This window comes from Rossellomorea sp. DA94 (genome assembly GCF_029834455.1).
Classification (GTDB): Bacteria; Bacillota; Bacilli; order Bacillales; family Bacillaceae_B; genus Rossellomorea; species Rossellomorea vietnamensis.
This window is the reverse complement of the sequence record NZ_CP122397.1, coordinates 3944178-3968528: the sequence shown is the minus strand read 5'-3', so window position 1 is coordinate 3968528 and position 24351 is coordinate 3944178. Positions and strand designations below refer to the sequence as shown.

General features: G+C 43.9%; 21 protein-coding genes, 1 pseudogene and 1 riboswitch. Of the genes and pseudogenes, 13 read left to right on the top strand and 9 right to left on the bottom strand.

Annotation, left to right across the window (positions count from 1 at the left end; all coding sequences use genetic code 11):
- Positions 1 to 117: 117 nt before the first annotated feature.
- From P8596_RS20690 to P8596_RS20670, 5 genes and pseudogenes are all read left to right on the top strand, one after another.
- A complete protein-coding gene (locus tag P8596_RS20690) occupies positions 118 to 4212 on the top strand; it encodes a S8 family serine peptidase (RefSeq protein ID WP_279724910.1) in 4095 nt (1364 codons plus the stop codon).
- A gap of 134 nt (positions 4213 to 4346) precedes the next feature.
- A pseudogene (locus P8596_RS20685) lies at positions 4347 to 4439 on the top strand (spore cortex-lytic enzyme); the annotation flags it as partial.
- Positions 4440 to 4572: 133 nt separating this feature from the next.
- Entirely contained in the window at positions 4573 to 5070 is a 498-nt protein-coding gene (locus P8596_RS20680; protein ID WP_279724908.1) for a protease inhibitor I9 family protein, read from the top strand.
- 397 nt (positions 5071 to 5467) lie between these two features.
- Positions 5468 to 6679 carry a helix-turn-helix domain-containing protein gene (locus P8596_RS20675; RefSeq protein WP_279724906.1) on the top strand — a complete coding sequence of 404 codons (1212 nt, stop codon included), beginning with the start codon at positions 5468 to 5470 and terminating at the stop codon, positions 6677 to 6679.
- Positions 6680 to 6707: 28 nt separating this feature from the next.
- The gene (locus P8596_RS20670) at positions 6708 to 6968 is read left to right on the top strand and encodes a hypothetical protein (protein WP_034764165.1); all 261 of its coding nucleotides are present in this window, start codon (positions 6708 to 6710) and stop codon (positions 6966 to 6968) included.
- Between the two features lie 46 nt (positions 6969 to 7014).
- Here the strand turns inward: P8596_RS20670 and P8596_RS20665 are convergent, their stop codons facing one another.
- Complete coding sequence (locus P8596_RS20665; protein ID WP_279724905.1) at positions 7015 to 8400, bottom strand: DUF2254 domain-containing protein; 1386 nt, start codon at positions 8398 to 8400, stop codon at positions 7015 to 7017.
- A 257-nt stretch (positions 8401 to 8657) separates the two neighbouring features.
- A riboswitch (SAM riboswitch) is annotated at positions 8658 to 8768 on the top strand.
- 132 nt (positions 8769 to 8900) lie between these two features.
- Here P8596_RS20665 and P8596_RS20660 point away from each other — a divergent pair.
- Positions 8901 to 10148, top strand: coding sequence for a homoserine dehydrogenase (locus tag P8596_RS20660; protein ID WP_279724904.1), 1248 nt, complete (start codon positions 8901 to 8903; stop codon positions 10146 to 10148).
- Between the two features lie 48 nt (positions 10149 to 10196).
- Positions 10197 to 11393 (top strand): aspartate kinase, encoded by a 1197-nt coding sequence (locus P8596_RS20655; RefSeq protein ID WP_279724903.1) that lies wholly within the window; start codon positions 10197 to 10199, stop codon positions 11391 to 11393.
- 38 nt (positions 11394 to 11431) lie between these two features.
- Here P8596_RS20655 and P8596_RS20650 read toward each other — a convergent pair whose 3' ends face one another.
- Together P8596_RS20650 and P8596_RS20645 are read right to left on the bottom strand one after the other, a co-directional pair.
- Positions 11432 to 11926, bottom strand: coding sequence for a L,D-transpeptidase family protein (locus tag P8596_RS20650; RefSeq protein ID WP_279724900.1), 495 nt, complete (start codon positions 11924 to 11926; stop codon positions 11432 to 11434).
- A gap of 111 nt (positions 11927 to 12037) precedes the next feature.
- On the bottom strand, positions 12038 to 12670 hold the full coding sequence (locus P8596_RS20645; protein WP_371928698.1) for a spore coat protein: 633 nt from the start codon (positions 12668 to 12670) through the stop codon (positions 12038 to 12040).
- Positions 12671 to 12805: 135 nt separating this feature from the next.
- Here P8596_RS20645 and P8596_RS20640 point away from each other — a divergent pair, with 135 nt between their 5' ends.
- The gene (locus P8596_RS20640) at positions 12806 to 13435 is read left to right on the top strand and encodes a LysE family transporter (RefSeq protein WP_279724898.1); all 630 of its coding nucleotides are present in this window, start codon (positions 12806 to 12808) and stop codon (positions 13433 to 13435) included.
- A gap of 64 nt (positions 13436 to 13499) precedes the next feature.
- Entirely contained in the window at positions 13500 to 14243 is a 744-nt protein-coding gene (locus tag P8596_RS20635) for a YqcI/YcgG family protein (protein ID WP_279724897.1), read from the top strand.
- A gap of 9 nt (positions 14244 to 14252) precedes the next feature.
- Here the strand turns inward: P8596_RS20635 and P8596_RS20630 are convergent, their stop codons facing one another.
- On the bottom strand, positions 14253 to 15557 hold the full coding sequence (locus P8596_RS20630; RefSeq protein ID WP_279724896.1) for an amino acid permease: 1305 nt from the start codon (positions 15555 to 15557) through the stop codon (positions 14253 to 14255).
- A 129-nt stretch (positions 15558 to 15686) separates the two neighbouring features.
- Between P8596_RS20630 and P8596_RS20625 the strand changes: the two genes are divergently transcribed.
- Positions 15687 to 16634, top strand: coding sequence for an arginine deiminase family protein (locus P8596_RS20625; protein ID WP_224521977.1), 948 nt, complete (start codon positions 15687 to 15689; stop codon positions 16632 to 16634).
- An 82-nt stretch (positions 16635 to 16716) separates the two neighbouring features.
- The gene (locus P8596_RS20620; protein ID WP_224521978.1) at positions 16717 to 17118 is read left to right on the top strand and encodes a DoxX family protein; all 402 of its coding nucleotides are present in this window, start codon (positions 16717 to 16719) and stop codon (positions 17116 to 17118) included.
- 111 nt (positions 17119 to 17229) lie between these two features.
- Here the strand turns inward: P8596_RS20620 and P8596_RS20615 are convergent, their stop codons facing one another.
- The gene (locus P8596_RS20615) at positions 17230 to 18318 is read right to left on the bottom strand and encodes a GGDEF domain-containing protein (RefSeq protein ID WP_279724894.1); all 1089 of its coding nucleotides are present in this window, start codon (positions 18316 to 18318) and stop codon (positions 17230 to 17232) included.
- A 159-nt stretch (positions 18319 to 18477) separates the two neighbouring features.
- Positions 18478 to 20121, bottom strand: a complete 1644-nt coding sequence (locus P8596_RS20610; protein WP_279724892.1) for a M4 family metallopeptidase — start codon at positions 20119 to 20121, stop codon at positions 18478 to 18480.
- A gap of 344 nt (positions 20122 to 20465) precedes the next feature.
- On the opposite strand from P8596_RS20610, the gene P8596_RS20605 reads away from it, so the two are divergent.
- Positions 20466 to 21356 (top strand): TIGR01777 family oxidoreductase, encoded by an 891-nt coding sequence (locus P8596_RS20605; protein ID WP_279724890.1) that lies wholly within the window; start codon positions 20466 to 20468, stop codon positions 21354 to 21356.
- Positions 21357 to 21395: 39 nt separating this feature from the next.
- On the opposite strand, the gene P8596_RS20600 is transcribed toward P8596_RS20605, so the two are convergent.
- Positions 21396 to 21773 (bottom strand): winged helix-turn-helix transcriptional regulator, encoded by a 378-nt coding sequence (locus P8596_RS20600; RefSeq protein ID WP_279724889.1) that lies wholly within the window; start codon positions 21771 to 21773, stop codon positions 21396 to 21398.
- A 311-nt stretch (positions 21774 to 22084) separates the two neighbouring features.
- Here P8596_RS20600 and P8596_RS20595 point away from each other — a divergent pair, with 311 nt between their 5' ends.
- The gene (locus tag P8596_RS20595) at positions 22085 to 23065 is read left to right on the top strand and encodes a zinc-binding dehydrogenase (protein ID WP_279724887.1); all 981 of its coding nucleotides are present in this window, start codon (positions 22085 to 22087) and stop codon (positions 23063 to 23065) included.
- A gap of 45 nt (positions 23066 to 23110) precedes the next feature.
- Here P8596_RS20595 and P8596_RS20590 read toward each other — a convergent pair whose 3' ends face one another.
- Positions 23111 to 23866, bottom strand: a complete 756-nt coding sequence (locus tag P8596_RS20590) for a sugar phosphate isomerase/epimerase family protein (RefSeq protein WP_279724886.1) — start codon at positions 23864 to 23866, stop codon at positions 23111 to 23113.
- Positions 23867 to 23876: 10 nt separating this feature from the next.
- Positions 23877 to 24305 (bottom strand): MarR family winged helix-turn-helix transcriptional regulator, encoded by a 429-nt coding sequence (locus P8596_RS20585; RefSeq protein WP_254652291.1) that lies wholly within the window; start codon positions 24303 to 24305, stop codon positions 23877 to 23879.
- Positions 24306 to 24351: the final 46 nt, after the last annotated feature.

The following is a 24351-nucleotide window of genomic DNA, read 5'->3' as shown; positions in this document are numbered from 1 at the left end:
TTTGGATTACACAAAAATCACCATATTTCTTCTCCCAAACTTGATAAAATTCCCCCCAATGACGTACGAGGTATTCGACAATATAATTTATTTAGAAAGAAAAAGGGGGTTGAAGTCATGAATGCCAGCAAATATCCAAAGATCGCATTAAGTGTAGGGCTTCTGATGGGTGGAGTTGCACCATTAACTCATGGGCCTGCGATACATGCAGAAACACAGTCGGATGCAATGAAAATCTTAGCGGGTTTGTCGACAGAGCAGCGTGAGGCGTTGGACAAACTTGAAGCCAATCGGTCAATGAAGGGTCTGCAATTATCAAGAGACATTGATTTGAAAAGTGAAGAAGAAGTGACAGTCATTGTCGAATTCGAACAGCTTCCTGCAAAGACAGAACAAATTCAACAATCTTTAAAAGGGAAAGAAGTTTCTCTTGAGAAGGCAAAGAAACAGGTAGAAGAGTCCCACGCAAAATTCAAGAAAGACTTGAATGAAAAGGTGAAAAAGACGAAATCCGGGAAAGAAAACTACGAAATTAAGCACACGTATAAAGATGCGTTTAATGGCGTAGCGATGGCTCTACCGGCCAATGAAGTTGAAAGCCTATTAGATTCTGAAGTAGTGAAAGCTGTTTACAGTGAGGAAGAAGTCCAACTTTCTCCTCCACCTAAAGCAACGGATGAAGAAGGATCAACCACAAAAGTAGACAGTATCCCTTTCATGAAGATTGACCAGCTACATAAAGAAGGATTCACAGGTAAAGGGATTAAAGTTGGGGTGATCGATACAGGAATCGATTATAATCACCCTGATTTAAAAGCTGCCTATAAAGGCGGATACGACTTTGTAGATAATGATGACGATCCAATGGAAACAACGTATGAGGACTGGAAAGCTTCTGGTTATCCAGAAACGAATCAAGGAAGCTATTATTATACCGAACATGGTACACATGTTTCGGGAACCATCGTAGGTCAAGCGGCGAATGATTCCGATTACAAAGTCATTGGTGTCGCTCCAGATGCCGAATTGAATGTATACCGCGTATTAGGCAAATACGGATCTGGATCAACCAGTAACATTCTTGCCGGGATTGACCGTGCTGTGGCAGATGGAATGGATGTCATCAACCTTTCTCTTGGAGCAGCAACGAATAACCCATTGTATGCAACGAGCATTGCCGTTGACAATGCCGTATTAAGTGGTGTGACAGCCGTCGTTGCAGCGGGGAATTCAGGTGACGAAGGAAATTATACACTGGGATCCCCAGGTGCAGCCGCACTTGCTTTGACTGTAGGAGCAAGCTCTGCTCCATCCAATGTTACAACGTATGATGGAGAATTCTCTGTGGAAGGCAAGGAACTTGATGGCCAACTACAATTAATGACCAATAACTGGACAAATGAGTTTAGTAAGCTTCAAGGACAAAGCTATGAAATGGTCGATGTAGGTGAAGGTGGACAAGCCGATTACAACGGGAAAGAGGTCACCGGGAAAGTGGCATTCGTGGCACGAGGCACTTATGCACTCATTGAAAAGATGGATATCGCCAAACAACATGGGGCAAAAGCTGTCATCATATATAATATCAACCCGGATGAAGGACATATACCTCACTATTTAGGTGAGAGTGATGACAATATCCCAACCTTCTCGATCACCAACCAAGATGGATTATCGGTGAAGGAACTATTTAAAACCGGAACCCCTTCTATCACGTTTGGAGAGGCGGGAGAATCTGAAATCAGCGGTGATGAACTGGCATCCTTCAGCTCAAAAGGTCCTTCGGGAACCTTATATGATATCAAGCCGGAGGTGACGGCCCCTGGGGTCAACATTCTCTCAACCGTTCCATCTTATATGCAGAACAAAGAGGATTCATCGGATTATTCACATGCCTATCAACGATTATCAGGTACATCCATGGCGTCCCCTCAAGTAGCCGGGGTTGCTGCACTATTACTTCAAGCGCATCCTGATTATACACCAAGTGACATTAAATCGGTGTTAATGAATACGGCAGATCCTTTGAAAAATCAATATAGTGTATTTGAAGTGGGAGCAGGAAGAGTCGATCCGATGCAGGCCATTCATTCTGAGACCATGATTTCCGTTTTGGATGAAACTCCATTCATTGAGAATCAGGAAGAAATCATCATCCCGGAACAAACCGGTGGCTTAAGCTACGGTTTTATCCCAATGGGAGAAGAACAACTGACAAGATCGACGAATCTATCCATTACAAATAATAGCCATAAAAATAACAAATATGAGATTTCAGTAGAATATAATATAGGGGCAAAAGCTTCTGATTCCCTGGACGCAGAGAAAAATGGTGTGAAGCTCGATGTGCCAAGCTCCCTGAAAGTGAAAAAAGGGGAAGTGGAATCATTCAACGCAGTTCTCACCATTCCGAAATCTGCGCAAAAAGGAACGTATGAAGGGTATATTGTCATTCAAAACCAGAAGGATCAAGATGACACATATCGCATCCCATTCGGAGCGAAAGTCGTTGAAGAAGGAATTGGCTACTTTGATGTGTATACGAAGAGCATTTCCACGAATCGCGTGAATAATCCTTACAGCAGAAAAGAAACGGACCTTGATTTCAGATTGAACTCCCCAATGGAAAGATTGGATTGGGTATTGGTTGATCATGATACCAAGGAAGACCTGGGATGGATTACTGGGGTGAATTCAGCAGGAGCAGCCATCGATGTCGACTATTACATTGAAGAAGGGTTCTATGGTTATTATTATCCATTAACAGGAAATGATAAAAAGCCACTCAGCTATACAAAAGTGAGAGTGGAAGATGGCATTTATGATGTGAAGATGATCGGAACGACGAAAGATGGAAAGCAGTTCACCAAAACATCAACCATCAGCTTAGACAACGGGGCACCAACCGTTGTGTATGATCAGACGGACGCAATGCCAACCGGCGACTTTCCGATTGTAGAGCTGGAAGAAGGTCAAGAAACAGTTACTTTATCAGGAACTTTATTGGATTCTGAAATAGAGGAAACGTCTAAGACCGATCTCCCATTTACTCAAGCTAGTAATAATATATGGTACGGGTCGTACGGTCCAAACTACCGACTTCAAGCGGATGAAAATGGAAAGTTTTCTAAAGAAATTAATGTAAATACATCTTACATTAAAGAAATGCAATATTTAGGAACGGATTATGCTGGAAACACAGCCATTCCTAAAATGGTCTATTATGTTCCGAAAGGATTTCAATTTATTTTTGCGAAAGCGGATAAAGATTCTTACCAAATGGGTGATAAGGTAACCTATACATTCTACGGTAGAAATTTAGAGAACGCCCATGCCTTTTCAATGTATACTTACAACTCAAGTAAGTTCTTGGATTCCGTTGAATTCCAATTAGCGGATGGGTTACCAGAGGGAACAGAATTAAATGTGACAAAAACCGGTACAACAAGTGTCAGAAATGATATTGAGATAAAAATTCCAGATGAAGGTGTATCAGGCGACGTGGCATTATTCAAGATTGTAGCCGATACGAATGAGAAGGAGTTCTTCAATACGTATTCTCCATTGTTCAGTAGTGTAAGTACAATGAAGATTAATGACGGTTCACGAATCCCCACGAAAATAGGAGCTCATCCAACCTATCCGAAAGTATCAAAAGTTGGTGCTGGATTCATAGGGGCAGAAGGCCTCCTGACAGATGCAGGCCGCTTTGATTATAGCCGCGACTACACCCAGATAGGTGCCTCTATACACTTAGAGGATAAGGATGGTAATACCTATCCTGTCACCATACCGAAAAATGGTGTGATTAATTTCGAACAACTACCGGCATCGGTTCATAAGTACACAGTCGTGACAGATGTGCCAGGTCACTACACAACGTATACACCACTTGAAGCGGGGCGCACGGAAAATGGTGTGAATATTGGTGAATATGTCACGTATTATATGGCCGTGTCCAAGCCTGGAGACATCAATAAAGACAATGTGATTGACATTCACGATGCTCTATTGCTTCAAGATCATTGGAAAACGGACTATCGAAACACGGATATTAACTTCGACGGCACGACAGATGAGAAAGACTTTACACTCCTTGAGAAATACTACTTGTCTGAAAATGATTTTGTATTAGATACTCCAGATCCTCAAGCAGAAGCGAATGGTGAAACAATCGACACGATCAAAAAAGAATTGGGAATTAATTCCTAATCGAAAGAAAGGGCAGTCCAACTGGGCTGCCTTTCTTTGCATTAGAGCGGAATATGAGTTAGTACATAATTTAGCTCTTTTGAGAAGAAAATATATGTATCTTTCTATGGAGGTTCTTATGTCAAAACTCAAATCTTTCTTATTTCAATCCCGATACGGCAACTAGCAGATGGATTTGGAGTCGTCCACAAATCAAGCAAATTGGGAAACATATTTTCTGTAAGTAGGTACGAGGAATTGAAATGTAACCCTAAGCAGAGTAAGGGTGACACCCTATCCATACTATTGAAAAGACAATCGTCAGGAAAAATTCCTTATAGGTTGTCTTTTTTACTATTTAAAAAAGGAGATTGAATGACGATGAAGAAGTGGTACTGTAAAGCCCTTTTAGCACTGTCATTGATAGCCCTGGGAGGCTGTCTGAATAATGGGGACAATGGTAAACAAGGAGATGAAGAGGCGGTGAAAGAGACAATGAATTCGTCGATCAAAGTGGATCCGGAACTTGACCTGTCAAGCGCAGAGAATGTATCCATCATTATAGAATTCAAGACCAAACCTGCAAAAATAGCTGTTTTGGAAGCAGAAGCCCAAGGAGTGGAGCTGACTCTGGAATCAGCCAAAGAAAAAGTTGAACATAGTCATCGGGAGTTTGAAAAAGAGCTACATGCCTTTTTAGAAGAGAACGAAGTGGATTATCGAATCACACATCGTTATAAGACAGCTTTTAATGGGGTGTCAATGGAATTGCCGGCGAAAGAAATTAAGCGATTAATGGGATCGTCTATTATTTCCAGGATTTATCGTAACAAGGATATTCAGCTCGACCCACCGATTCAGCCTTCAAATCAATTGTAAAGAGGAAAGCCACATAGGCGTCGTTTTTTTATTTATAAAAGGCGATAGGAATCAAAACACTTTTTCAACATAACAACCATGACAATCTCATGTTGGGAAAAAAGAATAGGTTAAAAGACCTGGGTATTTATTCAGTGAACAGTCGTTTTGTTGACAAAAGATTCGGTATGAAAGAATGCAAGGCGGAAATTTTTTTGTGTGGACCGGAAATGCGAGAATGAATGTAGGTATAAAGTCACGGCCTGCTGGTTCTTATGCCTGTAGAAAACCCCAATTTCATCCCGATTATTTATTAGTATAATATTAGTAGAACGTATATCGCTATAAAAAAAGATAAAGCGATAGGCCAGTTATTGAGACGGAAGCTTTTCTACTAATTCACCACGGGGGGTAAATAATGAATATTGGGGCATTTATTAAATACTATCGGATCTATAAAGGTATGACTCAGAAGCAAGTGGGGGAAGGGATTTGTACTCCAGGCCATATTAGTAAAATTGAAAGTGGGCATTTACAAATTACGAAAGATAAAATCGATCTGTTCAATCAACGGTTACATATCAATATTGAGAAAGAGTTAAAAACATATAAAAAATTACAATTAGATTTAGAATTGTGGCATGATGTCATGATCAAGCAGGTAAATGGGAAGGTCGAGTTATTGAAGGAGACCATTGAACAAAATCCGTTAATCCAGATCGAAACCTTGAACGGGACATATAAGATATTGAAAGCAAGATACTTTATGATGAAGGGTAAGCTTAAGGATGCTGGATTCTATTTAAGTCAGTTCTCTAATAAGCGTCTATCCTTTCATATGTCCGATTATGACTTTCAGCTGTACTATCATATAAAGGGGATGTACGAGCTTGAGAAAGGGAATCCCCAATCTGCGATTATGTTTTTGGGAAGAATAGACCGGGATATCTACTCCAATCCTGAATCATACTTTCATCTGTCCATTGGCTATCATGAGTTAGGGCAGTATGACAGGTCCTTGCGATATAGTCAGCAGGCCTTGAATTATTTCAAAGAAACATTTAATTTTACAAGATGTATTGATGCGGCTACGATTCAGTTGATTGCGGAAAGCAAACATGGAGAGGAAGGTCTCGAGTCAATAGTAGAGAAGTATGATGAGTTGATTCAGCATTGTGATAATCTGCATGATCACGGAAGAAAAGCCATTCTTTATCTGAATTTAGGTAGGTTGTATCGGGACTTGATGCAGGATAGAAAGGCACGGGATGCCTATCAGGTCGCATATGGATTATTGAAACATGAGTCACCCACAGAAGACTATGTCAGAATTCTTTTTGGCTATATTGAGAGTTCCATGGATGTAGAGGGGCCGGCACTTGAAAAATTGGAAACTTTGATAGAGGAAGGACTCCGTTATGCAACCGCCAATAAAGATTCCTGCAAAGAGTGTCTATTTACGATGCTTGGTATCAGGGTTCATGAAGGGGAAGAAGCATATTATCAATATATGGAGACTATCATCATCCCATTGTTGAAGGAAGAAGGGCAATACTCCGAGTGTAATTACTATATTCAAAAGCTCTACAATGGGAAAATGGTTAAAGAAAAAGAATGCGTTAACAGCTAATCACAATACCCTGTAAAGGAGAGATAGGATGGAAAACCCAGATCGATTAATTTCGTCATTCGATGAGGTGGCCTTAAGTGATTATAAAATGCCGATCATCTGTATCTATCAGAGTCCGAAAGATTATCAAGGCATGTTTGTAGCAAGACTATTCGATGTGAATCAGCCGACACATAACATTTTGATGAGACCAACTTTAGAAGCGGTCAGAAGTGAAATCCCGGAACGATTCTCCGTTGTACCGAAAGCTCAAGGGGAAGATGACAGCATTGTCGAAACGTGGATATGACTCTCGTAAAGAAGCTTCATTTCTCTCTGAGAGAAATGAAGCTTCTTTACGTATTTTTGTTTGCGTTCGGATAGAATTTATCTTCGATTTCTTTATATTCCCTGAAGTGGCCGGTGAGGCGTGCAAGCTTATGAACCTCTTGGAGAAGAAAGGTTTTATCTAATTCGTAAATGACCTCCCTTTCGATATGATCGATGGTGTTGCAGGCGAATTCCCAAAGATCTTTGTGCTTCGAAGGCTGGATGGATTCGGCTAAAAGTGCCAGTGCACGTACGATTTCCGTTATGATTAAGTGATTGTCTTTCGCATAGTGTCGAATATAACCAAATCCACGATAGAGATAATAATCGAACGGTTCCGATTGGAGGATGACCCGTATCCTTTCATCTTGGTCGATTAAATAGGGTGTGAAGGATAATTGATCCTCCACCGTCAGCATCAAATCGGCCATCTGGTCGATCGTGTTCGAAGCCGTTTTGGGATCGTCATTCCCCAGGGATTTAATCGCCACCTCTGCGAGTTTGTGGATCCCCATCTGCAGGTCTTGGATTTCTGTCTCTTTATGGCCCATTTCAATGAATTGAAGGTATGAATCAGTAAGGATATTGTTTGTTTCAGGGCCCCATAAGCTCAGTATTTCATTTCCGGCGAGTACATAATCGCCCACTTTATAATGAAGCTGTAGGAGAAGATTCTCTTTCTGTGCGCGTTGAATCATTCCCTGGAAGTCTACTAACTGAATATATCCGGAGTGCTTAGCCTTCACATGAACAATGTTCTTTTTCTCTTCCTCCATGATGTCCCCATTTTCTGTCGTGCGATGTGCTTCTAAATCCTTCTTCAGCGTCTGATGGATCATCACTTCAGAAACCTGTTTCATATTATACGTGATATTATGGACCTGCATCCAAGTCGACACATGATTAATGAAGAAGATGAAAGTGACGGCTGAAAGAAAGGCAAGGAAGATCGTCATCATGGGTGCAGCGACAAACATCTCCTTCTTTGAACTACCGATAAACAGAAAGAGAAGGAGGACATAAACAAAACTCCCATTAAAAATACCGAGGGCGTGCTGCGTCTGCTTGTCCGAAATGAAATCCAAAAGCATTCTTGGAGAGAATTGACCACTGAACGTCGTCAACACGACTAAGAGGGAATTAAGTGTAAAGGCACTGAGCGTCAGAACGCCACCGATAAGTGTGCTCACCAGGATTCTGGTGACAGAGGCATCCATACTCAATAGATCGAACGTATACTGTGAGATTTCCAATGATAGATCCAAGTAAAGGGTAATGGCTACCAGCAGTACGGCAAGACATATGTATAAGAAAGGCATATACCATATGGTCAGCCGGATTTCATGCATGCGCTGACGTTTTGACATGAGCAAATATTTTCTGATGGAAAGGGGGAGCATTTTTTTAAACATGATTGAAACGGTTCCTTTCTAGTAAATGGATATGGATTAGTTTTCCCTGCCAGTGTAGGTTAAAACCTGAATTTCAAAAATAGATTCATAGAGGGTGGATGTTTCAAAGGAAATCACAGTAAACCCATGTGAAATTAAGTTGTCTGACAAATTAGAAAGAATTTTTTAAAAATACCGAAAATGGTATTGACGGAGGAATGAATCACCTATATAATCCAATTCATACTCAAATATCAAGTGAAAACGTAACGTTATATCTCTTATCAAGAGCGGCGGAGGGATAGGCCCGATGAAGCCCGGCAACCTGCAGGATCAGTCTGTAAAGGTGCCAATTCCTACAGATTCCATGTGAATCTGGAAGATAAGGGGAGGAGCATACACACTAAGCCCTCTTCTTACAAGAAGAGGGCTTTTCTTTATACCCTCATTCTTTCCACCATGCCCGGTGGATCTTCAGAAAGAAGCGATGCGATACAAACGACAAAAAGGAGGCTAAAAAGATGTCAGCGATAAATGTGGCGATACTGGGCTTTGGAACTGTCGGTCAAGGGGTTTGTGAAGCCATTGATACTCACCAGGACAGATTGAAGGAAGCACTCGGGAAAGAGGTGAAGGTGAGGGCGATTCTCATCAAGGACCCGGTTAAACAAAGGGAAATTGATCCGTCCATTAAGGTTACGACAGAATTCAAGGACATTCTTGACATACCGGATCTTCATGTGATTTTTGAAGCGATTGTAGGAGAAGAACCGGGATACACGTATTTATCGAAAGCGGTGGAGAAGGGGATTCACATCGTCACGGCCAATAAAGCCATGTTTGCTAAATTCGGCCCCAGCCTTATGGAGAAAGCAAAACGTCACACTGTATCCGTTGGTTTCGAAGCGACAACAGCCGGAGGGATCCCGGTCATCGGCACGATCCGCCAGCTCCTGAAGGTAAATGAAATCAAAAGCATCCAAGGCATATTGAATGGGACTTCCAACTTCATTTTGTCCCAAATGAGGAAAAAGGGTCTTTCCTTTGAGACCGCTCTAAAGCAGTCCCAGGAAAAGGGGTACGCAGAGGCGGATCCGACGAGCGACATCGAAGGATATGATGCCTTTTATAAATTGCTGATTTTGAGTCAGACCGCTTTTGGCAGACAGCCAGATTGGAAGGATATCCGACGCAGGGGGATCACACACTTGACGGCAGAATGGCTGCAGGCAGCCGAGTCCTTCCGATTGCGCTTTAAACACGTAGGTTCATTGGAACGTGACGGATTCAATCGGATCAAAGGTGAAGTAGAGCCGGTCCTCGTCCACGACACCCATCCTTTCTACGGTGTGGAGGATGTGGAAAATGCGATTTCATTAAAAGGGAGTCTCGTAGGAAGAATCACACTACTTGGGCCGGGCGCCGGTAAATGTCCGACAGGAAGTGCTATGGTGGAGGACTTTCTTTCACTGATTCAAGGGAAATACACGGCCTCTCCTGAAAGTGCAGTACACAATGGAGAGGTTCTGGAAGATAGCACAGGCCAATGGGTCTTACGTGTTCCTGCAAATGAAGACTATCAAAGGTGGATTCCGTTGTTCACACTGAAAGACCGCATTCAGCTTGGCGATTTCCTGTATGTCTTTGTAGAAGGCAGGAAAGAGGACATAGAATCAGTTCTTACATCACAGGAACAGATCCAGGCAGTGTCCATCCTGGACGAAATCCCACTTGAAAATGCAGTGAAAGAAGGGATTGCGGTTTCCTGACGATTTTATTAAAAAAGCAACAGATCTGATAGAAAGTAGGGGGATCACTTGAGTATCGTCGTTCAGAAATTTGGTGGAACCTCTGTAGGTTCTGCGGATCGAATTAAACGGGTAGCAGGTTATGCGTTGAAGGAAAAGGAGAAAGGGCATGACGTGGTGGTGGTTGTATCGGCCATGGATAAAACGACGGACGCCCTTGTAAAGCTTGCGGGAGAATTGTCTGATGTTCCCCGGAAAAGGGAAATGGATATGCTCCTTTCAACAGGGGAACAGGTCACGATTTCCCTTCTGACAATGGCCCTCCAGCATAAAGGGGCGGAGGCAGTATCCCTGACCGGCAGGCAGGCTGGGATCCGGACAGACGCGGTGTTCGGCAATGCCAAGATCACTTCCATAGAAACAGGGAGAATCGAAGGGGAATTATCAGCCGGACGGATTGTGGTGGTCGCTGGTTTCCAAGGAGTTACAGAGGATGGTGAGCTCACTACGCTTGGAAGGGGTGGTTCAGATACAACCGCAGCTGCCCTTGCTTCCGCACTGAAAGCGGATCGATGTGACATTTACACGGATGTGGACGGGGTGTATACCTCAGATCCGAGAGTGGTCCCACGGGCTGCTAAAATCGACGGTTTATCGTATAATGACATGCTCTGTTTTGCCACGATGGGAGCAAATGTCCTGCACCCTAGAGCGATTAAGCACGCAAAGGAACATCTTGTCCCTTTAATCGTCCGTTCGAGTTTAAAGGAGGGGCGGGGTTCCGTTATTAGTGCTAAAGCTCAAAAGAATGGAAGCATAGTCGGCGTGGCGCTCCAGAAAGGTATTTCAGTCCTTACCATCCATGGGTGTGATGGAGGGGAATCCTTGATTCTGTATGACCTTGATTCTCACCATATCGAAACAGAGAGGATCAAGCATAGAGAAGACCTTGCACTGATCATAAAAGATGAGGATGTCCATGCAGTGAAGAAAATCGTCAGCGGCTATAGCGGGGCATATTCTCATTTTGAAATAGCGGAAGATCTATCGAAAGTATGTGTGATAGGGAGTATCCAATCTTCCGGTGAAGTAAAAGAAAAGGTCACCAATGTTTTTCATGATTATCATATCGGGAAAGTATCGGTTTGGGAATCATCGGTTGGCCTAAGTGCCCTTGTCGATCGCGGTGACGTTGAAAAAGCAGCAAGGATTCTCCACATGCACTTTGGTCTGGATTATATTGAATCCAAAAGGGCGATATTATAAAGGGAAAAGTGTATAGTCCTGTCTATACACTTTTTTCTTTATGGATTGATGGACACAGGCGTCCCGACAGGAACAATCTTAGAGAGCTCTTCCACGTCTTTGTTATACATCCTTATACACCCCTTGGAGACTGCATTCCCGATGGAAGCAGGGTTGTTTGTACCATGGATTCCATAGCTTTCCTTCGATAAACTCATCCACATCGTCCCAAATGGCCCCCCTGGATTCGGTGCTTTATTGAGGATGATGAAATCCCCGATGGGTGTTTCGAACAGGACTCTTCCTACAGCGATGGGATACTGTTTTATCTCAACCCCATCTTTGAATAGACGGAGGGTGCGATTGTTAACAGAGACTTCTATTCTATAAGGATTGCCGGTAGTATCGGGGATACCGGGAATGGTGATCGTTTGTCCTGGATAAATTTGATCCGGATTGATGCCCGGATTGGCAGTCAGGATGGCAGAAAGCGGAGTCCTGTAGTCCCTTGATATTTGTCCCAGTGTTTCTCCTGTTTTCACCGTATGAATCAACAGGGGTCACCTCCTGTTTCACTTTCACTTCATACTATGTGCAGATAAGGAAATCAGTGAGAAGCGGAAAATAAAAAACGCCTGCATTCTGAGGCAGGCGTTATGTGGACGTTATTGAGGAAGGTTCTGCTGTGGAACTTCCGTATAGCTTTGCAGCATGAGGGTCATATCCTGGTCATTCAGTTGAGGGACCTGATAGTATCCATGCTTGTTCTGATAAAGGAAAATTTCATAGCTCATTTCAATGAAGTTCGGCACACTGTCCGCTACAACCCGTCGCAACACAGGGTTTGTCATTTCGAGAGCCGTCATGGCAAGGAGAGTGGCCAATGATTTGGTCTGTCCGAGCATATACGCAGACAAACCTTTGTCTGAAAGGTCATTCACGGACTGATTGGGCTTTTTAGGAGCACCCGGTTTGATGCCGTAAGTGGCAGTGTGGGATTGGTTCATTTTGTATTGCTGGGTGGGTACTTGTGGATCATGTCCCGTTGAAAAGCTCCCTACGATTGAATTATACATAGTCGTTACAAATGCGGTCTGCCGTTTTACGATATCTTTTAACTCAGGGTCCTGAATATGTTGATCATACATTTGATACTGATCGAGCATGCTGATGATTCCTGCGATGATTTCATGGGCATCGAACAACTCATGTCCCCCATGATCTTTACTTTGGGCGTTCATCATGTTCGGTGGCATCCCCGACCCGGGTTGGTTCATTGGCTGCTGTTGATTTTGCACAGATGTTCTCCTCCTATGGTAAATAGTATCGTTGATTAGAATAACCGGATTGATTATATTTATTCCGAAATCGATTTAATACTTCCGGACTTGTCCGAATACAATGGGAAGAAGTCGATTTGAAGGTGGTCGAACATGAGTATCTTTATTAGTTATATTGTGTTGGGTTTATCCCTTTCAGCACCGATGGGTCCGATCAATGCAGCTCAGTTGGACAAGGGGATCCGATTCGGTTTCCTCCATGCCTGGCTTGTCGGGATTGGAGGGATGGTGGCGGACGGGATCTTTATGCTCCTGATTTATTTTGGGATTGCTCAATTCATTGATATCCCGATCATCAAACTTTTTTTATGGATAATTGGATTTTTTATTCTGACCTACACGGGGATTGAAAGCCTTCTAAAGTCCGGAGACATTGAGGCTAATGCTGGGAAAAATCATAGTGAGACAAAAGGGAAGGCCTTTCGTACAGGATTTTTTATGGCAATATCCAACCCGATGAGTATTTTATTCTGGCTCGGGATCTATGGTTCCATCCTTGCTAAGACGTCAAGCTCTTACGAATCGTGGCAGGTCCTAGTGTACAGTCTGGGTATTTTTCTCGGTATCACCATTTGGGATGTGACGATGGCCGGTGTCGCAACGGGGGCGAGGAAGCTTGTCAGTCCGGGGATCCTGCGCTTCATTTCCATTGTTTCCGGGATTGTTTTGATGGGTTTCGGCATTTATTTCGGCGTGGAAGCCTGCAGGTTATTATTCGGCTAGACAGACACCCAGACGGTTTCTTCCTAATAGGATACATGAGTAATCCTAAGGAGGGATCGGCTATATGTTATGTTCAAAGAGCTGGATCGATCAACATATGGAGAAGCTTACCCCGTGGCAGCAATCCGCTTACCGCCACTTCTCAGCCATGATGCTGGATGAAGAGCATCCTTATCCTTGCGTACCCGGGAAACAAGGGTTTCAATCTGATACACTTCGTTTCGGTTTTACGGGGGATCCAAGAAGTGGGGAAGCTTCGGAAAAACTGGCATCTTACTTAAAACAATACGGTGAGATTTCCAGGGAGACTGGAAATTACGCTTCTCTGGTGGTGTTCTGTCATTCAGATGTGATAGGGGAAAATCTGTCGGTTGAAACCTATGAGCAGGTTTTTTGGAATATGTTGAACCGTGTCCACCAAATGGACGAAAAGCCCTGGCCGGATCACATCGGTAAGGATCCCCATGATCATACGTGGGAGTTCTGCTTTGATGGAGAACCTTATTTCGCCTTCTGTGCAACCCCTGCTCACAATGTCAGGAAAAGCCGTCATTTTCCATACTTTCTATTGGCATTCCAGCCCAGATGGGTTTTTGATGAAATTAACTCCTCAACGGCATTTGGCCAAAAATTAAAGAAAGTCATCCGAAAGCGGCTGGTGGAATATGACGATATCGAACCTCACCCAAGTCTGAAATGGTATGGGCAGGAAGACAACTATGAATGGAAGCAATATTATCTGCGTGATGAGGATACTTCTATAAGTAAATGCCCGTTTTCACATATGCATAAAAAGATCAAGAGTTAAAGGCAGCCTTTAACTCTTTTTTCTTTTCACAAATGCCGCAGAGGCAATCAGCAGGATGAATCCGAGACTCACAAAGAACCCTATCCGGCTCACATCATCAAAGAGAGTACCACTGATGGCGAATAAGATAAGGAAAAGGGCGATCAGCGTCTGAATCAGATTCCAAGCTGTTTTGCTCAAAAGTTTGAGGGAGGAGGCAAGGATAAAGATCCACGTATAAAGAAGCATCAGTCCTGCAGCTGTTGTGATGTATTCGAATAGTCTTTCGGGGAGGAGCATGGCAATCACAATCGAGATGGCAACGACTAAAGTTGTTAGTCCGAAAGCAGGAAGTGGTATGCTCCAGTTCCCTTTCCTCGAGAAAATCCGTGGCGCGTCCCCTTCCTCAGAGAGGGCGACAAGCATCGTCGTCACAGCGTACAATGACGCGACCATCGTCGAGAAACCAGCAATGATCAGAATGGAGTTGAAGACATGTGGGACCCATGGAAGGTCATATTGTTTCAGGGCTGTCAGAAATGGACTTTCATTCGGATCAATCGCTTCAGCCGGAACCATCTTCAAAACAAGATAGAAAGAAAGAACATAAAGGAAGGTTAACGTCATCAGCATGATGTTCCCCGACTTCGGGGCATCCTTTGGATCCTTCAGTTCTTTGGCCATCAGACCCATCACTTCAATTCCACCGAATCCATAAAAGGCAAACAGTAGGGCAAGCCATAACCCCTTTCCCTCGACGGGAAGTAGGGTGGAAATGGGATTCTGAAGCTCAGGGCCAGATGCTTCGTTTCCGAGCCACCCAAACATGGCGGCACCCGCTACGAGGATGAACATGACGATCGCAGCCGCCTTCATCACTCCAAAGAGATTCTCCATCTGCTCGACTCTCTTCACTCCCAATAGAATGATCACCAGACCAAGACCCGCAAATCCGGCAGTGAAAATCCAAAGGGGCACTCCTGGAAACCAAAACTGGGCAAACAGTGCTAGGGCGGTTAATTGGCTCCCCATAATGAGCATCTCCGCTGACCAGTACACCCAGCCGTTACTGAACCCGGCCCATGATCCGTATGCTTTCTTGGCATAGGTACGGAATGAACCTTTTTCAGGGTGTTCTGCCGTCAGTTTGGCAAGTGCCTGGAAGACCATCCATGTACCAATACCAGCGATTAAATAGGCAAGAAGGACAGAAGACCCGGCCCGTTGAATCGGAATGGCCGAGCCTAGGAAATATCCCGTTCCAATGATGCAGCCCACCCCGATGAAAGATAGCTGCCACCACGAAAGATTCGTTTCATTCGTACATTTACTCACATCACTTCACCTGACCTTTATCCTCCATAGTGTGACATTCCCTCGGATGAATTATGTGAATGGGACCGGAATGATTTTCATGGGAACGGAGAAAGTAAGGAAAGACTGATAATAGAGAGGGTTCTGCTGATGGTAAAGATCAATGCGAATTGTTGGAATGAACATGGAGAATTGAAAACGGTGTTGGTATGCTCGCCTTCTTCACTGGATGTTCCCGATCAACGCACGGCGGATTACGTCGGATGGGAGAAACCGGTTAACCAGGAAAAAGCGAAAGAAAATCATAAACAGATGATTCGTGCAATGGAGGATGCGGGTGTTACGGTCATCGATTACTCCAAGCATCTTAAGGATGAGGCCGGGCAGTTAAATGACCAGCTTATCAATCGTGTTTTTGTACGAGATCTGGCATGTGTATATGGGAACACCGTGATCCCGGGTGATGCAGGTATTACCATGAGAGCTCCGGAATACGTTCACAGTCATGAGTTGTTTCAGAGGTGGTTTGATGAGAATACCTTTTCCATACAGGACAATAACCGGTTGAAGGCGCTGGAGAATGGGGATGTATTCGTTTTGAATCGTGATACGGTTTTCATCAATACCGGGCTCCGGTCCAGCATTGAAAGTGTAGAGATGATGAAGGGAAAAATCTTTCAAGCTGGATTTACTGAAATCGGGATCATCGACTTACCCCGTACCGGTGAAACTATGCATTTGGATATGAATTGTAATGTAGCCGGGGCAGACCTCCTGATTGCCAAAAGCTATATGCGTCTTTTTCCTGTGCAGGTCGTCAATGAAAAAAGTGGACGGTATGTGATGATGGAAGACTATATCAAGCGGCATGGATTTGATGTTCTCTGGACCGATGATGTGAAACATACGGTGGCTGACATCAATTTTTTAAATCTGGATCCTGAAACGCTGTTGGTAAGTACGAAAGCCAATAAGAAAATATGGAAAGATCATCCGAAATTAAAAGCTAAGAAACTGATTGAGGTGGACGTAAACGAACTTGAAAAAGGCGGTGGTGGAATCCGTTGTATGACCTTGCCATTTGAACGGAGCGAGTAATACACAGTTCCCTTTATGAAAGCAATGAAGTGATCCATTTTGGATGACTGATCGTTAGCTTGATTAAAGAGGAGTGGTTAAGATGAACAAGAGAGTAGAATGGTCCCTTCTGATTGGAAGGGTGGTCCTGGGGATGATCATGGTCGCCCATGGAATGCAAAAAATAATGGGTATGGAGCAAACCATCGAGATGTTCGATCAAATCGGCTTACCGGCGATCATGGCCTATACAACGGCAATCATAGAGGCTGTCGGTGGATTAATGTTAATCATCGGTTTCTATGTGATTCCATCAGCTGCTGCATTGGCGGTGACCATGTTGGGAGCGATTGTACTGGTTAAATTTAAATTGGGTCTCATCGGAGGATATGAGTTTCCTTTAGTGCTATTGGCATTGTCAGTCATGCTTTCAATCACGGGAAGTGACAAGTGGTCCGTCATGAGTGCGCTCAATAAACAACGTCAGAAGGTCACCAGTTTATGATAGAAAGGTTGGATGAATGAAAAAGGAGAAGGGAGTCGACACCCTTCTCCTTTTTCTTCCAATTCCCTACATCATTTCCTGGGAAAGGATGTTGAAACTTGTTGTGCTTTATCAGTGTATGGCTTGAACCATCTGGAAATCACATACTTTATTTCGTCCTGTCCGTTTCGCAAGATAAAGGGCCTTATCTGCCTGTTCGAAAATTTCCTCGCCGTCCTGGGAAAGAGTATCTGGGAAAGTGGACACCCCGATTGAAATCGTGATGCGGATCGATTGTTCCTCCGTAATGAAAAAGGAATGTCTTTCAACGGCTGCCCTTATCCTTTCCGCTATGACCATCCCATGAAAATGGGGACAATCCAGGAGGAGGATACTGAACTCCTCTCCTCCGTTCCTTGAAACAATATCAAAGGTCCTGGAGTGGTGCTTCAACACTTTTCCAAGCTCTTTCAGAACTACATCACCGGCATGATGACCGAATGTATCGTTTACGTTCTTGAAGTGGTCGATATCAATGAGGAGTAAGGATAGTTTTTCATGTCTTTCATGTGCGTGTTTCAAGGCCTCATTATAACTAACATCAAACTGTCTTACATTGTTCAGGCTCGTGAGGAAATCTTTCGTCGCATTCTGTTCCAGTTGATGATATTGTTCATTTGAACGTTTGATCTGCTCGGCAATAAAATAAATGATAAAGGCGACCAGAATAGAAGTAATCGTATGATAAGGAATGATTTTCAATGCATTCAAGAAACCTATGTTGATTTGTAACAAGATGAAAATGATCATCAGGGAGGCCAGGTTCATAATCTGAATCTTTACTAGTCTCCGGTAAGGGAGAAAGCTTAATACACTGCAGATGATTCCGATAACCAACATACCGATTGCCGCCACAATGGATTCCTGCGTGACACCGAACATGATCGTTCTGCCGACTGTGATGATGGAGGCTGAAAGAAGGGCGGGAATCCAGCCGACATAGACGGCGGTGGTCACAATCGCTACATGCCTCAGGTCCACTATACTGTGGTGATCCAAGGGAATGGCAAAATACATGAGAGCCAATCCAAGGACCCCGGAGAAGGTTCCAATCAATACACTCATTGGAATCGGTGATTTCCGTGGATTTCTCAACACAATCCCGGCAAAGTACAAAAAGGATATTAAGATACATATGTTGATGAATACATGCTCTAACATGATCATCCCTCCTTCATGATGGACCGATACTGTGACATATTACCTATATTTAGTATATCGGATTTCCGGGAAGGTTGGTGAAGTATTTTCTGAGATTCGTATAAAGGAAAAAAGCCGTCCCGGGTAGGACGGCTTTTTGGCTGCTAACTGGATCGTGTCTTAATAAACCCCGACAGCATCCCAAGCTGCTTTAACGGAGTTGTAAGTGGAGCTTCCACTTCCGTACAGGTCAGCTGCTGATTGAAGAAGGGCTGCACGTGCATAACTGAAATTACTAGTTGGTGTTAAGTAGACAGTCAGGGCACGATAGTAGATTTTTTCTGCTTTGGCTTTCCCGATGCTTGAGATCGTGTTATAAGCCGCTTTATTCGGGATACCGGAGTTTGTATGAACACCACCGTTATCGGAAGAAGTGTTCACATAGTTATTCATATGTTCCGGTTGTCCATATTTAGATGGGTTTGAAAGACTGCGCAGAGCATCTCCAGAGATGCCAGGGGTGTAGACATCTTCACCCATCAGGTAATCGCCCGGATCTAAGAAGTATCCGAACACATCAGAGAATGATTCGTTCAGGGCCCCGGATTGATATTGATATTGTAATCCGGCAGTACGCTCCGTCACGGCATGAGTCAGCTCGTGGGCCACGACATCAAGTGCACCGGAAAGAGATGTGAAAGTAGATCCGTCCCCGTCACCATAGACCATTTGGGAACCATTCCAGAACGCATTATTGTAGTTGGATCCATAATGGACAGTAGAGCGGATGGTCGCTCCGTTGTTGTCGAAACTATTGCGGTTATGTGTGTTTTTATAATAGTCATAGACTTTACCGGCATACGCATGGGCATCGACATCAGCCGCCTGGGAATACGCAGTCCAAGAGTTATTGCTGTCAGTGGAATAGTACCCTGGAAGGCTTGAACCATTTTGAGCCGTAAAGGTCTCGATGACACCATTCATCGGTTTCGTCACATCATATAAGTAATAAGTTCCATTTGAAGAATAAGTATTAAGAGTTTTATAGTCATCTAAAACCCCGTAACCGCTTCCGGTTGTCGCTGCATCTGTCACAGCATTGTAAGCTTCGACAATCGATCCGTCTTTGGCATCCACATAGATCTGCCAGTTCGCTCCATAAGGCTCGATGAATTGAAGTTGTACTTTATAAGCAAGAGTGAACTTTCCATCCTTCTCATGAATCACGAGATCATTTTTTTCAGTTGTGTTTTCAACTTTACTGTCTTTCTTCGCATCGATGCTGAACTCGTTTTGAGCCCCTTTCAAGGTGTCGGTCTTTGATAGGCCGATGTGCTTCCATGCAAGATCCGTCGCGGATTTTTGATTGATTTTGGATTTTGTCTTGGTTACTTTTTTAGAAGCTTCTTTAAAAAGCTGACCCGTCGTAGCCGTTACTTCATTGTTTTTATTTGTATGGACAATGAAGATGGCTCCTTCAACAGGCACACCGTCCACTGATTGAGTGAATCGATAATGAGACATTCCAAGATCATCTGTTGTCTTTTCAAGTAATGTCAGTTCAGAATGGGGATCGACGGCAAAAAGCTCTTTATTGTCTTTTATGAACTTTTTCACGTCTTGATCGTTCTTTACAATACCTTTTGATAGTTTCCCAGATAGGAAGCTTGGCCCTTTTTTATCTATGTTCATGACCTTTTGATGAATGTCCATTTTCGAAGTAATCGAATCTGAAGACTGGGCGAATGCGGAGGCACCTGTAAAAGATGCGCTGAATACAAGAGAAGTACCTAGTGCTAAACTGACTAATTTCTTTTTCGACATAATTACAATTTCCCCTTTTGATCATAGATTTTGGAAATAGCTATTTCTTTTGGCCCCGGCGGCTAATTAGTAGTCTAGTAAAAAATAGGAAGATTGACAATGAAAAAAATGGTAATTTTCAGTAAATTTGAAATATTTAGTGTTCAACAATGTCGATATATACGAAATTTGAGGTGAATTTCTACCTTTATCTTTGCCGTTCAAAGAAAAATATTTTTCTAGGAATATTCCACTATTTTTTGTGCATATGGGAATCAGACAAAAAACGGTTGAATTTGTTACAGTATTTGGTATAATTAATGTGAATTAATTCACAAACTCATACAAAGAAATGGGGGGATAGTGTGGAAAAGAAAATTGTCATAGCGGGGGGAACTGGCTTCATCGGACAGTATCTTCAAAAGAAATTTCTCGAGAACGGCGATAACGTGATTATCATTTCAAGACAGTCTCCCCATGTTTCCTGGAACCGGCCTGATGATGTGATACAGGCATTGGAAGGGGCCGATATGCTCATCAATCTTGCAGGGAAATCAGTCGACTGTCGGTATAATGAAAAGAATAAAGCGGACATTTTCAAATCCAGGACGGAGACGACGAACATATTGGGGATGGCCCTTTTACAATGTCAGAATCCGCCTCCCTTATGGATCAATTCCAGTACGGCAACGATCTATCGCCATGCAGAGGACCGGCCGATGACGGAGGAAGGCGGCGATATCGGCACAGGCTTTTCCGTTGAAGTGGCAAAGGAATGGGAGAAAGCATTCTTTTCCTTTTCTTTACCCGGGACGCGGCAGGCTGCTCTCCGGATCGCGATCGTACTGGGACCGGATGGCGGTGTGATGACACCGTACAAAAACCTTGTCAGATTTGGTCTCGGTGGGGTGCAGGGACCGGGCAACCAGAAATTCAGCTGGATCCATGTAGAAGACCTGTACCGGATCATTCTCTTTTTGAATGAAGAGAAGGCGTTAAGCGGAGTGTTCAACTGTGCCTCGCCGGATCCGGTCACCAATCGTGAATTCATGGCCAACCTAAGGAACGTGATGAATAAGAAAATAGGGCTCCCGACCCCGAAATGGATGCTTGAAGCAGGTGCGGTGTTCATCAAAACGGAAACCGAGCTGGTCCTTAAAAGCAGATGGGTCATTCCGGAACGGTTGGAGAAAGCAGGATTCTTCTTTCAGTATGATACCATTGAAAAGGCACTGGGTCAGATCCTGGCGAAGTGACGATGAAAGGACTTGTCCCTGCGACAAGTCCTTTTTGCCTTACTGATCATTTTTCATGAAATCATAGGTTGTCCAGCAGCGGTTCATCCCGATCCCTTTCTGCTCGGCATATTCATCTCCCCATTTACACATCTCAAATAGCGTGGCCTGGAGCTTCTTCCCCATCTCTGTGGTCGAATATTCGACTTTCGGAGGGACTTCCTGATACACCTTCCGTTCGACCAGTCCGTGTTCTTCCAGCTCCCTTAGCTGCTGGGTAAGCATCTTCTGGGTGATATTTGGCAGGGAACGCTTCAATTCATTGAATCTCTTTACACCTTCATTCAAATTCCATAGTATCAGAACTTTCCATTTTCCTCCGATGACATCGATCACGAGGTCTATGGCGCATTGGTATTCGGTATTGAGTTGTTTCATATGGGTACCTCCTTGATGATGTTGTTGATTGTGGAATTGTTAATTGTGCTGTTTGGATGGATTCTGCTGTTGAATAAAGGGGTTTTTCAGCAGGTGTAAAAATCAAAGTCATTCAACAGCTGATATTTCGCGGATATTCAGCTGCTGAAAAAGAATGAAAAATCAGCAGCTGAACCGCACCTTCCCATTAACGCAGTTTCCAAACGGTAACCAGGATACTAAATAGTGCCTACTTGTTTATCTCTTTTATGGTATATATTATATACCATGTAAGCAAAATAATCATAACGCTCTTTAAGGAGATGAATATATTGAAAGCTTTATTATTGAAAGATAAAGGTTTATGGAAAGGCATGAAGGTGGAGGAAATCGAAACACCTTCACCGCAAAAAGGAGAACTTCTCGTGGAGGTCCATGCCGTCGGATTGAACCCGGTTGACTACAAGACAGCCACGAATGGGATGCCTGTCTGGTCCTATCCGCACATCCTCGGTTTGGATGTGGCAGGAGTGGTCGCACAAGTCGGTGAGGGAGTAACGGATTATAAAGAGGGAGATCGTGTCGTTTACCACGGGGATTTCACGAAAAAAGGCGGATATGCAGAATACGCCATCATCACAGCACACACGGTTTCACGCATCCCTGACAGTGTGTCCTTCGAGGATGCTGCAGCTCTTCCAACTGCGGGTTATACAGCTTACCAGGCCATTCACCGTAAACTGCCCCTGGACAACGTAGAGACGATTTTGATCCACGGAGGTGCCGGTGGAGTAGGCGGGTTTGGCGTCCAACTTGCGAAGCTTGCAGGGAAAACCGTCATATCGACTGCGTCCCGTCACAATCATGACTATGTGAAATCACTTGGAGCAGACCATTGTATCGACTACCGGGAAGAAGATGTTACAGCGAAAGTAATGGAAATCACGGATGGACGTGGTGTGGATGCCGTCGTGGATGCGGTCAGCAGACAGAGTGCGACGGAATCCCTGGATACTCTTGCCTATATGGGTCACATGGTGTACATCGCCGGTGCCCCTGATTTCACCAAAATCAAATCATTCACAAAAGTCGTTTCTTATCATGAAATCGCCCTTGCAGCGGCGCATCAAACAGAAGATTTCAAAGCCCAAAAGGACTTTGCGGTGATCGGGGATGAGATGCTTGACCTGTTGGAACAAGGGAAGCTGGATGCCATGCTGAAAGAGACGGTGGCACTTGAAGAAGTACCGGAAGCCCTCAGCCGCTTATCCGAGCGGCATGTGAAAGGAAAGATTGTAGCGAAACTGAAATAATGTGAAGAAGGAGAGCCATCGTATCCGGCTCTCCTTTTTATCTCATCAAACTTGGTTATGTCGTAAGTACTCAAGACTTTTTCGAACGCTGTCGATTGGCGGGATCTTGGAGTCGTCCTGCTCTACGATCCACCAGTCCACATCGCTGTGCATACCGAATTCCAGGATAGGTTCGAGGTCCACTCCACCAGATCCAAGTTCTGCGAAGAATCGTTCGCCATCCGTTGTCATATCTTTTAAATGGACAAGGGGAGTCCGACCCTGGTAACGCTTCAGCCATTCAACAGGCTTCTCCCCTGCATACGTCAGCCAATAGATATCAAATTCAGCTTTGACCCAGTGAGGATTCGTTTCAGCCAGAATCGTTTCGAGAGCCGTTTTTCCGTTGGAAAGAGTCCTTAATTCGAAGTCATGGTGATGATAGCAGAGGGTGATCCCCGCCTGAAAGCATTTTGCACCAATGGTGTTCAGGTCATCGATCAATCTGAAATAATCTTCCTCTGTTCGTTCTTCAGGGAGCAAATAGGGACATACAATGTAGGTACTTCCAAGCTCAAGCTGATCCTCGATCACCTGATCCACATTGCTCCTTAGTTCAGATAAAGAAATGTGACTGGAGACGGCACGAAGATTCAGCTTATCCAATAAATCTTTCAGCTCGTTGACGGATAAACCGCCATAACCGGCAAGTTCTACCCCTTCATAACCTAAATCAGCCACTTTTTGAAGAGTACCGATAAAATCCTTTTCCGCCTCGTTTCGCAATGTATACATCTGGAGGGCAACAGGGATTTTTTTCATACGCTCACTCCTATCCTTTGGTCATGTTCGCGTTGATTTGAGAAAGAACGCTCTTATATACTTCTAATTCCTCTTCTGAAATCCCTTTAAGGATCGTATCTTCATACAAATTCTCTATAAATGGGGAAAGCTCTTCCTTTGCTTTCATTCCTTTTTCTGTGATGAAAATAAGAAAAGATCGTCTGTCTTCGGCGTTTTTCTGTTTATAAATCAGTTCTTTCCTTTCCAGAATATCCAATATCCTGGTTACGGTCGGCTGGTCTTTTTCAGACCTTATGGCAAGCTGCTTTTGACTGATTCCATCCTGTTCTGCAAGTCTCTTCAGAACGGTCCACTGCTCTGGTGTCACATCGAAATCTTTCAGATGGAGGGTGAGGAATCGGATGATATTTTTGACTGTGTGGCTCGTATATAAGCCGATGGATTCATCTCGGGACATGGTCACTGGTTTCACCTTCTACGTGAGTTTCTTCCCTTTATCATAC